The sequence below is a fragment of the Pseudomonas sp. RW407 genome (genome assembly GCF_003176655.1).
GTDB classification, from domain to species: domain Bacteria; phylum Pseudomonadota; class Gammaproteobacteria; order Pseudomonadales; family Pseudomonadaceae; genus Pseudomonas; species Pseudomonas delhiensis.
This window is the reverse complement of sequence record NZ_QGSL01000107.1, coordinates 1,273,299-1,285,455: the sequence shown is the minus strand read 5'-3', so window position 1 is coordinate 1,285,455 and position 12,157 is coordinate 1,273,299. Positions and strand designations below refer to the sequence as shown.

At 68.3% G+C, this 12,157-nt stretch carries 14 protein-coding genes; 4 read left to right on the top strand and 10 right to left on the bottom strand.

The features are described from left to right. Positions 1-52: 52 nt before the first annotated feature. From DK254_RS29995 to DK254_RS29980, 4 genes are all read right to left on the bottom strand, one after another. The gene (locus DK254_RS29995; protein ID WP_109936746.1) at positions 53-1,423 is read right to left on the bottom strand and encodes an MFS transporter; all 1,371 of its coding nucleotides are present in this window, start codon (positions 1,421-1,423) and stop codon (positions 53-55) included. A 452-nt stretch (positions 1,424-1,875) separates the two neighbouring features. Next, a complete protein-coding gene (locus DK254_RS29990; protein ID WP_109936745.1) occupies positions 1,876-2,493 on the bottom strand; it encodes an SOS response-associated peptidase in 618 nt (205 codons plus the stop codon). A gap of 18 nt (positions 2,494-2,511) precedes the next feature. Further along, positions 2,512-2,778 (bottom strand): DUF2007 domain-containing protein, encoded by a 267-nt coding sequence (locus DK254_RS29985; RefSeq protein WP_109936744.1) that lies wholly within the window; start codon positions 2,776-2,778, stop codon positions 2,512-2,514. Further along, positions 2,778-2,960 (bottom strand): CPXCG motif-containing cysteine-rich protein, encoded by a 183-nt coding sequence (locus DK254_RS29980; RefSeq protein ID WP_089389715.1) that lies wholly within the window; start codon positions 2,958-2,960, stop codon positions 2,778-2,780. Before DK254_RS29980 ends, DK254_RS29985 begins: the two co-directional genes overlap by 1 nt. A 136-nt stretch (positions 2,961-3,096) precedes the next feature. On the opposite strand from DK254_RS29980, the gene DK254_RS29975 reads away from it, so the two are divergent. Further along, entirely contained in the window at positions 3,097-4,254 is a 1,158-nt protein-coding gene (locus DK254_RS29975) for a 1-acyl-sn-glycerol-3-phosphate acyltransferase (protein WP_109936743.1), read from the top strand. Between the two features lie 60 nt (positions 4,255-4,314). On the opposite strand, the gene DK254_RS29970 is transcribed toward DK254_RS29975, so the two are convergent. Then, entirely contained in the window at positions 4,315-4,602 is a 288-nt protein-coding gene (locus DK254_RS29970) for a hypothetical protein (protein WP_109936742.1), read from the bottom strand. A gap of 271 nt (positions 4,603-4,873) precedes the next feature. Here DK254_RS29970 and DK254_RS29965 point away from each other — a divergent pair, with 271 nt between their 5' ends. After that, positions 4,874-5,083, top strand: a complete 210-nt coding sequence (locus DK254_RS29965; protein ID WP_009615850.1) for a hypothetical protein — start codon at positions 4,874-4,876, stop codon at positions 5,081-5,083. Positions 5,084-5,147: 64 nt separating this feature from the next. Here the strand turns inward: DK254_RS29965 and DK254_RS29960 are convergent, their stop codons facing one another. Beyond that, positions 5,148-5,735, bottom strand: coding sequence for a YajG family lipoprotein (locus DK254_RS29960; protein WP_089389718.1), 588 nt, complete (start codon positions 5,733-5,735; stop codon positions 5,148-5,150). A 513-nt stretch (positions 5,736-6,248) separates the two neighbouring features. Here DK254_RS29960 and mqo point away from each other — a divergent pair. Further along, positions 6,249-7,733, top strand: a complete 1,485-nt coding sequence (mqo, locus tag DK254_RS29955) for a malate dehydrogenase (quinone) (RefSeq protein WP_089389719.1) — start codon at positions 6,249-6,251, stop codon at positions 7,731-7,733. Between the two features lie 60 nt (positions 7,734-7,793). Here the strand turns inward: mqo and DK254_RS29950 are convergent, their stop codons facing one another. From DK254_RS29950 to DK254_RS29940, 3 genes are all read right to left on the bottom strand, one after another. Further along, entirely contained in the window at positions 7,794-8,195 is a 402-nt protein-coding gene (locus tag DK254_RS29950; RefSeq protein WP_089389720.1) for a VOC family protein, read from the bottom strand. Positions 8,196-8,404: 209 nt separating this feature from the next. Then, on the bottom strand, positions 8,405-8,692 hold the full coding sequence (locus DK254_RS29945) for a PA4642 family protein (RefSeq protein WP_089389721.1): 288 nt from the start codon (positions 8,690-8,692) through the stop codon (positions 8,405-8,407). A gap of 81 nt (positions 8,693-8,773) precedes the next feature. Beyond that, positions 8,774-9,259, bottom strand: a complete 486-nt coding sequence (locus tag DK254_RS29940) for a hypothetical protein (RefSeq protein WP_109936741.1) — start codon at positions 9,257-9,259, stop codon at positions 8,774-8,776. Positions 9,260-9,402: 143 nt separating this feature from the next. On the opposite strand from DK254_RS29940, the gene DK254_RS29935 reads away from it, so the two are divergent. Further along, positions 9,403-10,308, top strand: a complete 906-nt coding sequence (locus DK254_RS29935; RefSeq protein WP_109936740.1) for a LysR family transcriptional regulator — start codon at positions 9,403-9,405, stop codon at positions 10,306-10,308. Between the two features lie 257 nt (positions 10,309-10,565). Here the strand turns inward: DK254_RS29935 and DK254_RS29930 are convergent, their stop codons facing one another. Continuing rightward, the gene (locus DK254_RS29930) at positions 10,566-11,990 is read right to left on the bottom strand and encodes an aldehyde dehydrogenase family protein (RefSeq protein WP_109936739.1); all 1,425 of its coding nucleotides are present in this window, start codon (positions 11,988-11,990) and stop codon (positions 10,566-10,568) included. Between the last annotated feature and the right edge of the window lie 167 nt (positions 11,991-12,157).

The following is a 12,157-nucleotide window of genomic DNA, read 5'->3' as shown; positions in this document are numbered from 1 at the left end:
CCCTGCCCGCGAATCGCGCGCAGGGCGCGCTCCTACATGGGAACGATGTGGATTACGCCGGCTGCCGCTGCATCCCGCCTTTGTCCTGCCCGGCCTCGCGCTGCAGGCTCCAGTTCTGCAGGTGCTCGCGGCTCTGGCGGTAGGGCTTCAGGCCCAGGCCGAGCAGCAGCACGCCGCCCAGCAGCGCCAGGCTGGTGACGATCAGCAGCGAGTAGCGCAGGGCCATGTCGTCGTGGAACACGAAGTCGGTGACCAGCGCCACCGCCGTGGGGCCGACGCCCAGGCCGAACAGGGTGACCACGAACAGGTAGATGGCCGAGGCCTGGCCGCGCATGGAGTTGGGCATGATCTCCTGGATCGCCGCCGGCGCCACGCCGAAGGGCATGCTCAGGCAGAACACCGTGGGCGCCATCAGCATGGCCACCAGGTTGGCGTCGTCCAGCAGCGGGAAGGTCACCGACAGCGGCAGCGCCAGGCAGGCCGCCAGCAGGCCCACGCGCAGGTTGGCGTCGGTGCGCCCGCGCTTGGCCCAGCGGTCGGCCAGGCGCCCGCCGAAGACGATGCCCAGGCAGCCGAACACCGCCACTATGCTGCCGTACACCACGCCAACGTGGCCGGCGTCCCAGCCGTAGGTGCGGACGAAGAAGGTCGGCACCCAGGCGCCGCTGCCGTAGCTGGCGAAGGAGATGCAGGCGAAGCCGAAGTTGTGGCAGATCACCGTCTTGCGGTTGGCCCGCAGGTAGGCGCCGACCTCGCGCATCGGCACCTCGACGCCGGCGCCCACGCCGTGGCGCTGCGGCTCCTTCACCGCCAGCATCAGCAGGGTGAAGAGCACGCCGGCGGCGCCGAGGAGAAGGAAGATCAGCTGCCAGGGCCGCACTTCGCCCAGCAGCGGCAGGTGCACGTCGCCCTGGGCCGAGGCGAACTTGATCACCAGCCCGCCGAGCAGGAAGGCCAGCCCGGAGCCCAGGTAGATGCCCATGGAATACACGCTGATGGCAGTGGCCCGGCGCTGCGCCGGAAAGCTGTCGGCGATCAGCGAATAGGCCGCCGGCGACAGCGCCGCCTCGCCCACGCCCACACCGACGCGGAACAGCAGGAACTGCCAGTACTGCCGGGCCAGGCCGCAGGCCGCGGTCATGGCGCTCCAGATCAGCACGCCGACGGTGATCAGCCCGCGGCGGCTGCGGCTGTCGGCCATGCGCCCCAGCGGGATGCCGCAGAGGGTGTAGAAGAGCGCGAAGGACAGGCCCATGAGCAGGCTCATCTGGGTGTCGCTGATGACCAGGTCGCGACGGATCGGCCCGACCAGCAGGTTGAGGATCTGCCGGTCGATGAACGACAGGACATAGGCGACCATGAGGATCGCCACCGTGGACCAGGCCACGGCACTGGAGGGGTAGCCGTTATTGTTGTTGTGCATGCCGGACTCCTGTTCGCCGCCAACGCGGCCAGAGCGAAGGGGTGGCCTGCAGCTTAGGCAAGTGAGGGGGAAGCTGGCGCGCACTATCAGGCAGCTGAATGCGAGTGGCGGCCTCTGGATGATAAGGCGGATGGGTGGGGAGTTTCTTTGTTGGGGTGGGCTTGCTTGCGAACCGTGCCCACTGGTGGCTTCGGTGCTTTGGTTCAGCGCCTTTCCCTCTCCCTAACCCTCTCCCTGAAGGGAGAGGGGACCGTTCGGAGTGCCTGGGTATTTCTGAGTCAGCCGGCAATCACGGAAATAGCCGGCGAACGCCACGCTTCCCGTTGGCACGGACTGCCCCCTCTCCCTTCAGGGAGAGGGCTGGGGAGAGGGTGCGGAATTCCCCCGAAACACCGAGGCAACCGTTCGCGAGCAAGCTCGCTCCTACGAAAAGCCCCCTCAACGCCCCCGTACTAAGCCGGCGTCAAACACTCCGGTCCATCGCAAGCCGGATCGTTGACTATGCTCGCCAAAGCCTGCTCCCGCAGCCGCACCTGCGGCCGCGCCAGCAGGCTCAGCAGCTTGGGCACCGGCGTCTCGTCACCTAGCCAGAGCGCCCTCTCCTCCTCGCTCTCCAGCAGCAGCGGGCGGCGCATCGGGCCGGCCGCCTGGGTCACCAGGGCCAGGCTCAGCCAGGTGTGGCCGTCCACCGGGTAGGCCTCCCAGACCGCCGCGAAGTAGCTCAGGCCGCTGGCGCCGGCCAGCCAGTAGGGGCGCTTGCGCACGCCGTGCCATTCGTAGAAGCCGTTGGCCGGCACCAGGCAGCGGCGGCGGGCGAAGGCCTCGCGGAACATCGGCTGTTCGGCCAGGGTTTCGGCGCGGGCGTGGGCCGGGGTGCGCGACAGGTCGGTGAGCCAGGCCGGGGTCAGGCCCCAGCGGGCCAGGTCGGCGCGGCGCGCGCCGGCCTCCTCGCGCAGCATCAGCAACTGCGCGCCGGGGGCGAGGTTCCAGTGCGGCGGGTGGTCCTTGGGAAAGCCCGGCAGCTCGGCGAGCTCACGGGTCCAGCGGAACAGGGCAAAGCGGGCGGTCATCGGCGCTCCAGGGCGGCCTCAACAGAGCAGGACGCCGCTGGCCGGGCCGAACTCGTCGGCGGGGCCGGGCAACGGCTGCGCGGCATTGTACGCCTGGATCAGCTCCCGCGCCTGTTGCGCGGCCCCGTCGTCGACCCACAGGTGCAGCAGGCCGTGCAGCGGCAACTCGCCGATGCCGCCGAGCAGGTGGCGGCCGCCGAGGTGGCAGGCGATGCCCTCGCTGGCCAGCATGCCGGCCAGCAACTCGGCCTCGGCCAGGTCGGCCGGTTCGTAGACTCGCAGCATCAGTCGTCCTCCCGGTGAACCTCCAGCGACCACTGGGCGCCGTCGGTGTACAGCTGGAACAGGATGGGCCGGCAACACACCGGACAATCTTCATAGTAGCTCTGGTCGCCGCCGGAGAGGTCTAGCACGGCCTCGGCCGGTTCCCCGCAGTAGGGGCAGCGGTAAGCCTGGGTCTCGAGCATCTGAAGGTCCCCTGTGACTTCCGTTATACTCCCGCGGTCTTTTTATCCGGCCAGGCCCGCGGGCATGGCCGGTTTTCCGGGGGAGAGGCCCGCGCCAGACGCGTGCCGTGCCAGTTACACCCATGAACAAGAGAGCATGATGGGCGAGTTCGAAGCCATCCGACCGTACAACGACGCCGAAGTCCCGGCCGTTCTCCAGCGCCTGCTGAGCGACGACGCCTTCCTGGGTATTCTGGCGCGTTATCGTTATCCGCGCCTGTCGCGCCCCTTCGGCTGGCTGCTGCGCCCGCTGATCGCCCACCGCCTGGCCCGCGAGGTCACCGGCATCCGCAGCGTGGTGGAGCTGCAGGACAAGTGCGAGCCCTACGTCGACCGCACCATCGAGCACGCCACCGACGGCGTCACCTACTCCGGGCTGGACAATCTCAAGAGCGGCCGCGCCTACCTGTTCATCGCCAACCACCGCGACATCGTGATGGACCCGGCGTTCTGCAACTACGCCATCTACCACGCCAAGCTGCCGACGCCGCGCATCGCCATCGGTGACAACCTGCTGCAGCGGCCCTTCGTCAGCGACCTGATGCGCCTGAACAAGAGCTTCATCGTGCACCGCTCGATCAGCGGCCGGCGCGAGAAGCTGGCGGCCTACACCACCCTCTCGGCCTACATCAACCACTCGATCCGCCACGACGGCGAGTCGGTGTGGATCGCCCAGGCCGAGGGCCGCGCCAAGGACGGTGACGACCGCACCGACTCGGCGATCCTCAAGATGTTCCACATGAGCCGCAAGGACGAGCCCTTCGCCCAGGTGGCCCGCGAGCTGCACCTGATCCCGGTGTCGATCAGCTACGAGTACGACCCCTGCGACGCCGCCAAGGCCCGCGAGCTGTACACCCGCGCCAGCACCGGCGAATACCGCAAGGCGCCGGGCGAGGACGACGCCAGCATCGCCCTGGGTATCACCGGCTACAAAGGCCGCGTGCAGATCAACTTCGGCGCCGAGATGGACGGTGACTACGCCGACGCCAAGCAGCTGGCCGCCGCCCTGGACCGGCAGATCCTCGGCAACTACCGGCTGTTCCCGGTGCACTACCTGGCCTACGAGATGTCCGAGCTGCGCGACCCGGCCCTGGCCGTGCCCGGCGTCGAGAGCCTGTTCGGCTCCGAGGAGCTGCGCCGGGCCCGCGAGCAGTGGCAGCAGCGCCTGCAGGCCTGCCCGCCGGAGCACCGCCCCTACCTGGTCCTGCAGTACGCCACCCCGGTGCTGAACCAGTACCGGCTCAAGCAGGCCTGAGCCACCGCATGAACGAAAAGGGCGCCCTCGGGCGCCCTTTTGCATCGCTACGGTGCGTTTTCAGCCCGGCAGGTGGGTGCTGTACTGGCTCAGCCCCACGGCCAGGGCCAGGCAGGCGAAGCCGAAGAGGTAGAAGAAGCGGTTGATCTTCGCCGTCGAAGGCTCGGCCTCGGCCAGCGGCGCGGACGCGCCATCGCCACCGGCGACCAGGCGTTGCAGGGCCTGGCGCTCGCGCCGGCGGGTGGCCAGCAGCAGCCAGGCGCCGGCCAGGGCGAAGAACAGCGCCAGGTCGTTGAGGACCCGGGCGGGATGGGCCTGGAACAGATTCCAGAGCGCCTGCAGCGACATCACGACCTCCACACTTCAGGACTGCACGCCAGGAAGCAAGAAAGCGCCAAGGCCGAGTTCTGTACGAAGCGACGAACCGCGGCGGGTACGTCACGCAACTGAAAGAAAGACGGCCGATTGTATCCGTCAGGAGGACGGCACAGCCAGTTCGGTCGTCTTATTCACGACGAACGTCAGCCTTATCGAGAAGGGTTCTAAGCCTTTTCCACCACCTGGCACATGACTGGCTAGTCACCTTTCGCCATCCGGTATCCCGCCTAGGAGATTCGCCATGCTCGAAATCGTACCCCACGAAAGCGCCTACCTGATCGAACACCTGGATGAGATCGAAGCCGTGGTCACCGACCTCTCCTTCAACGTCCAGGACGACCACTGGCTGGTGTACTGCCAGGCCTGCGGCCACGAACACCTGGACCTGCCGGAAGCCGACGAGCGCCAGCCGGCCTACGAGACCGACCCGTTCCGCCAGGCCGCCGCCTGAATTCCCGCGACCATGAACGAAAAAGCCCGGCACTCGCCGGGCTTTTTCGTTCACGCCGAAGCGATCAGCGCTGGTTCAGCGTCTGCCCGATGGTCGGGTCCTTGAACACGCGGTCCAGGGTGTCGCTGAGCACGTCGCTGACCAGCTTGGTGTTGGTCTGCTGGTTCGGCGCCATGCCGAAGCGCTGGTTCAGCGAGGAACCGTAGCGGCCGCTGTAGCGGCGCCCGCCGGCCTGCACGTCGACGCGGAAGGTCGCGCCTATGGTGGCCTCGGTGACGTAGACGCCGTCCTTGGGCGACTGGTACTTCAGCTCGGCCAGGGTGAGGGTCAGGGTCGGGGCGTTGTAGGCGTTCGGCGAGGGGGTGAAGCCGAGCAGGCGCACCGCCGCCTCGGTCTGGGCCTGCAGCTTGGGAATCACGTCCTGGCTGCGCACGGTGACCGCGCTGGTCTCCGAGTAGAGGCCGCCACGGGTGCCCAGCTCGGTGCTCTGGCGGCCGTCGACCACCTTCACCACCACTGGCTGGCCCTGGCCGACGGCGACCGGCTGGCCCTTGAACACCGGGTCCGGGTTCAGTTGTTGCGGGCTGAGGGCACAGCCGGACAAGGCCAGGGTGCCGGCGGCGATCAGACTGAGCAACAGACGCTGCAACATGTTCGTGTCTCCATGGGTTGGGCTCGGAACGGCGGGCAGTATACCGGCCGTCGGAGCGCCCTGATAGCGCTCTGCAACTTGGACGCTGGCACTTTGTTACAGGTTCCTTGGCGGCGACGCGCGCGAGGACAAGGCGCACCAATCTGGTGCAAAAACAGGAAATCCGGTGACCGGAACTCGGAAAAAAGTCTAAGCCCGAGGGCTTTTTTTGCATTTCGTCGTTATAATCGCGCCCCGATTATAAGGACGCCTCCTGATCGGGTCCCACAGCCCGGCAGCCTCGCGCCTGCCGGCCTGTCACACCCTCCTAGAGAGTCGCCAATTGCGCCGTGGCCACCGGCCTCGCGCTTTGTACCGATCGTTGCGACGACACTTTCAGGCAAGGATTGCCGCGAGTCCCCTCCGAACCGAGTCCGGACCCGCCCGCAGCGACGACCCCCTTTGAGCTTCACGTCTCCATAAGAGCGTGATTTGAAGGTTTTTCACTACTTCACGAGAGTGTGGCGAGCGAGAATGGCGAACGAACACGAAGCTTTGGATGTGCTGCTGGTTGGCGCCGGCATCATGAGCGCAACCCTGGCGACCCTGTTGAAGGAAGTCGAACCCGACACCCGACTGGAGATCGTCGAACTGCAGGAGTCCGGAGCCATCGAGAGCTCCAACCCCTGGAACAACGCCGGTACCGGCCACGCCGGCCTCTGCGAGCTGAACTACACGCCGCAGGCCGCCGACGGCTCCATCGACATCAAGAAAGCGGTGCAGATCAACGCCCAGTTCGAGGTGTCCAAGCAGTTCTGGGCGCACCTGGTGGACAAGGAAGGCTTCGGCAATCCGCGCAACTTCATCAACCCGGTGCCGCACCTGAGCTTCGTCCGTGGCAAGGACGTGTCCTTCCTGAAGAAGCGCTTCGAAACCCTCAGCCAGCACCATGCCTTCGAGTCCATGGTCTACACCGAGGACCGCGAGCAGCTGGCCCAGTGGGCGCCGCTGACCATGCCCGGCCGCCCGGCCGACGAGCAGGTCGCCGCCACCCGCGTGGAGCATGGCACCGACGTCAACTTCGGCGCCCTGACCAACCAGCTGCTGGCCCGCCTGGGCAAGCAGGAAGGCGCGAAGATCAGCTACTTCCAGAGGGTCGTGGGCCTGGAGCGCGACGGCCAGGACTGGATCGTCGACATCAAGAACACCCAGAACGGCCAGTCGCGCAAGATCCGCACGAAGTTCGTCTTCCTCGGCGCCGGCGGCGGCGCGCTGCCGCTGCTGCAGATGTCCGGCATCCCGGAAAGCAAGGGCTTCGGCGGCTTCCCGGTGAGCGGCCAGTGGCTGCGCTGCGACAACCCCGAAGTGGTCAGGCAGCACCAGGCCAAGGTCTACAGCCAGGCCGAGGTCGGCGCCCCGCCGATGTCCGTGCCGCACCTGGACACCCGCGTGGTCGACGGCAAGAAGTCCCTGCTGTTCGGACCCTACGCCGGCTTCTCCACCAAGTTCCTGCGCCACGGCTCCTTCCTCGACCTGCCGCTGTCGGTCCGCGGCAGCAACCTGATGCCGATGCTGGCGGTCGCCCGCGACAACATGGACCTGACCCGCTACCTGGTGCGCGAAGTCATGCAGTCCATGGACCAGCGCCTGGAAAGCCTGCGCAAGTTCTACCCGCTGGCCAACCCGGCGGACTGGCGCCTGGAAACCGCCGGCCAGCGCGTGCAGATCATCAAGAAGGACACCAAGAAAGGCGGCATCCTGCAGTTCGGCACCGAGCTGGTGGCTTCCGAGGACGGCACCATCGCCGCCCTGCTGGGCGCCTCCCCGGGCGCCTCGGTGACCGTGTCGATCATGCTCGGCCTGCTCGAGCGCTGCTTCCCCGCTCAGTACAAGTCCGAAGCCTGGGGCGCCAAGCTCCGGGAGATCTTCCCGGCCCGCGAGAAGCAGCTGGAGAGCGACGCCTCGGCCTACCGCGAGATCAACGCCTACACCTGGCAGAAGCTGCAGCTGGATCAGTGATCCGGCCCTGACGCAGAAGGCCCGCCATTCGGCGGGCCTTTTCGTTTCCGGGGCGCGGCGTCAGCGGCAGCTGATCATCCAGCCGACGCCGAAGCGGTCGTGGAGCATGCCGAAGCGCTGCGCCCAGAAGGTCTTCTCCAGCGGCATGTCCACCCGCCCCTCCTCGGCCAGCGCGGCGAAGGCCTTCTCCGCCGCCACCACGCTGTGCAGTGCCAGGTGCAGGCTGAAGCCGCCGGGTGGTGCCTCGTGCTCGCCGCGGCCGTCGGACATCAGCACCTCGCTCTGGCCGACCTGCAGGCTGGCATGCATGACCTTCTCGCACCAGCCGTCGGGCACCTGCAGCGGCCCCGGCGCCTCCTCGTAGCGCATCAGCGCGTTGAGCTGCGCGCCCAGCGCCTGCTGGTAGAAGGCGATGGCCTCGTCGCACTGGCCGTGGAAGAACAGATAGGGCTGTACATGCATGTCGGCGTCCTCACCTTGTCGTTGTTCTACCTGCAAGTCTAGGCGGGGGGCGGAGGGTCTGCGCCGATGCGCTCTTCGTAGGATGGGCTGAGCTTGCGAAACCCATGCGGCCATGGCGATGGGTATCGCTTCGCTCCACCCACCCTGCGGGGCCAGGCATCAGGCACGAAAAAGCCCGCACGCGGCGGGCTTCTTCACAGCGAGGCCGATCAGCCGCGGGCAGCTTCGATCACCTCGATGTAGGGCTCGGCCTGGCGCTGGTCGCGGATCAGCGCGACGAAGTCCTGGCCCTTGGCATCCCTGGCGCCGAGGTCGTAGCCGGCCTCGACGAAGAACTTCACGAAGCGCTCGAAGTCGTCGATGCGCAGGCCGCGGTAGGCCTTGATCAGCTTGTGCAGCGACGGCGGGGTATCGTCGGCCGGCTCGACCTCGAGGAACAGCTTGATCGACTCGTCGCCGATCTCTTCGCCAATCACCTGCTTCTTGTCTTTACGCATCGCTCGCTTCTCTCTACGGCACCAGTCGACGGCCCGGCCGTCACCAAAGGCGGGCAGTGTAACCCCGCTGCGGGCGCCGGCTCAACGCAGGCGCACGGCGCCGCTGTGCAGGTCGGCCCAGACGTGGCCGTTGGGGTAGCTGAGGAACTGGCAGTACACCGGGCCGTGGCGCAGCAGGTCGAGCAGCTGGGCGTAGGACGCGGCCGGGTACGACAGGCTCAGGGTGCGGCTGGCGGCGTCGTAGGTGGGCTTCTTCAGGCTCTTGCCTTCGCTGTCGAAGCTGATCAGCACCTGGGTCACCGCGCCGCCCTTGTTCAGCGGCTTGCCCTTCAGGCGCAGCAGCGCCGGGGTGGTGATCGGGATCGGCTGCTGGTTGGACTGGCGCTGGTTGCCCAGCACCACGCTGTATTCGGTGACCTGCAATAGTTGCTGCTGCTCTGGCGCCTCGCCGCGCAGGTTGTTGTCGTCCGGCGGCAGGAACTGGGCATGGGCCACCGGCGCATCGGCGGCGAACAGCGGCCCGGAGAAGGCCAGGACGGCCAGGCAGAACAGGTGGCGCAACGTCATCGTGAACCCCGCGGGAAAACTCGTCCGGCACTCTAGCACGGGGCCGCCGGCACTCGTACAGGCACTTGGTGAGGGCTTCGATGCATTGATAAAATTCGATGCATTCGCCCATTCACATGCCACGAAGTGGATGCAGGAGCCCCATGCTGCACAACGTCTCCGACCTCGACCTGCGCCTGCTGCGCATCTTCGCCACCGTGGTGCGCTGCGGCGGCTTTTCCGCCGCCCAGGGCGAACTGGGCATGGGCCAGTCGACCATCAGCACGCACATCGCCAGCCTGGAGACGCGCCTGGGCTACCGCCTGTGCGAACGCGGCAAGAGCGGCTTCCGCCTGACCGACAAGGGCGCCCTGGTGCTGCAGCACGGCCAGGCGCTGTTCGCCGCCCTGGGCGACTTCCGCGACCAGGTGCAATCCCTGGCCGGGCGCCTGGTGGGCGAGCTGCGCATCGGCCTGGCGGACAACATCGCCACCCTGCCCGAGGCGCGCATCCACGAGGCCCTGGCACGCTTCGGCCGGCGCGACCAGGAGGTACGCCTGCAGCTGTCCATCGGCTCCTCCACCGAGCTGGAACGCCAGGTGCTGGGCGGCGAGCTGCACCTGGCCATCGCCTGCTCCAGCCGGCATCTGCCGAACCTGCGCTACCGCCCGCTGTACAGCGAACGGGTGGCGGTGTTCTGCGGCCGCGGGCATCCGCTCTTCGACCACCAGGCGCCCAGCCAGGCCGACCTGGAGGCCTGCGCCTGGGTGCAGTACGGCCACGCCCAGGCCGACGTCCAGCTGCCGGCCGACCCGCGGCGCAGCACGGCGCTGGCCGGCAACATGGAAGCGGTGGTGCACGCCGTGCGCGCCGGCACCCACCTGGGCTACCTGCCGACGCACTACGCGCAGCGCTGGGTGGACCTGGGCGAGATGCGCCCGCTGCTCGCCGAGCGGCTCGGCTACGGCATCGAGCACAGCCTGCTGCTGCGCGACGACACGGGGCACAACCAGGCCCTGCAGGCGCTGGTGGAGGACCTTTGCGCAGTGCATGGCGTGTCCCTGCCCTAGGGATCTCATCCGCGAATCGCGCCGGGGCATCCCAGCTTCCCGTAGGAGCGAGCTTGCTCGCGAACCGCATGGCACCGCGTTTGTTCGCGAGCAAGCTCGCTCCTACGAAGAGCACCTCGGCGCAATAGGAGCGGGCCCTGCCCGCGATTCGCGCGCAGGGCGCGCTCCTACAGGGGAACGATGTGGGCGGGGCAGGTAGGGCGCATGACCGTTCGCGGTTATCCGCCGTTGGCCCCGGGACCGAAATGCCTCGATCGTCAGCGCGGCGCGGTGATGTGCTTGACGCCGAGGAACGCCGACAGGCCCCAGTGCCCCAGCTCGCGGCCGATGCCGCTGGCCTTGCCGCCACCCCAGGAGGTCTGCGGGAACACCACCTGCGGCGAGTTCAGCCAGACGTGGCCGGCCTCCAGGCGCTCGGCGACGCGCTGGGCGCGCGCCAGGTCGGCGCTGACCACGGTGGCGGCCAGGGCGAAATCGCAGTCGTTGGCCTGGCGCAGGGCGTCGGCCTCGTCGCGGAAGCGGCGCACGCAGAGCACCGGGCCGAAGATTTCCTCGCGCCACAGGCGGCTGTCTTCCGGCACGTCGACGTAGACGGTCGGGCGGATGCACCAGCCCTCGCCCACCTCGCCACCGGTCAGGCAGGCCAGGCCTTCGTCGCGGGCGATGGCGAAGTAGTCCCGCACCTTGCGGAACTGCGCCTCACTGGTCATCGGCCCCATGTCGGTCTCGCCGGCCAGCGGGTCGCCGACGCGCAGCGCCTCCACCGCCACCTTCAGGCGCGCCAGCAGTTCGTCGGCGATGCCCTCCTCCACCAGCAGGCGCGAGGTGGCCGAGCACATCTGCCCGGCGTTCCAGTACACGCCGGCGATGATCCACTGCACGGCGTCGTCCAGGTCGCTGTCGGCGAACACCAGGATCGGCGACTTGCCGCCCAACTCCAGGCCCACCGGCAGGGTGCGCGCGGCGGCGGCCTGCATGACCTTGCGGCCGACGGCGTTGCTGCCGGTGAAGGACAGCTTGTCGATGCCGCCATGGCCGGAGATGGCGGCGCCGGCATCGGCCAGGCCCGGCACCAGGTTCAGCACGCCGGCGGGCAGGCCGATGGCGTCGGCGACCTCGCCCAGCACCAGCTCGACCAGCGGGGTGATCTCCGAGGGCTTGAGCACCACCGTGCAGCCGGCGGCCAGGGCCGGGGCGACCTTCCAGGCGCTGGTCACCAGGGGGAAGTTCCAAGGCACGATCAGCCCGGCCACGCCCACCGGCTCGAAGCGCGTCTGCGAGCGGAAACCGGCGTCGGGCAGCGCCACCTCGGCGTTCTGCCGGGCGTCCAGGCCATCGGCCAATTCGGCGTAATAGGCGAAGGTGGCGATGGCGTCGCCGACGTCGATCTCCGCCTCCAGGCGCGGCTTGCCGCTGGCGCGCATCTGCAACTCGACCAGCGCCTCGCGGCGGGCCTCCAACTGCTCGGCGAAACCGCGCAGGTAACGCGCACGCTCGGCGCCACGGGTCTCGCGCCAGCTGGCGAAGGCGCGGCGGGCGGCGGCCACGGCCAGGTCGACCTCGGCGGCGCCGGCGGCGGCCACGACTGGCAGCGGCTCGCGGGTGGCGGGGTTGATCGGCTGCAGGGTGGCGCCGCTGGCGGCGTCGCGCCACTGGCCGTCGATGTAGAGCTGGGTGCGCATGGTGACCTCGGGGTGGTTTCAGCGAGGCCGGCAGGATAGGCGGGGAATGGATCGGCAAAAATGCATATCGACGCATGCATGCATCGAGGTTTGTCGATGTGTAGGAGCGAGCTTGCTCGCGAACGGATTCCGCAGCGGGGGTTCGTTCGCGAGCAAGCTCGCTCCTA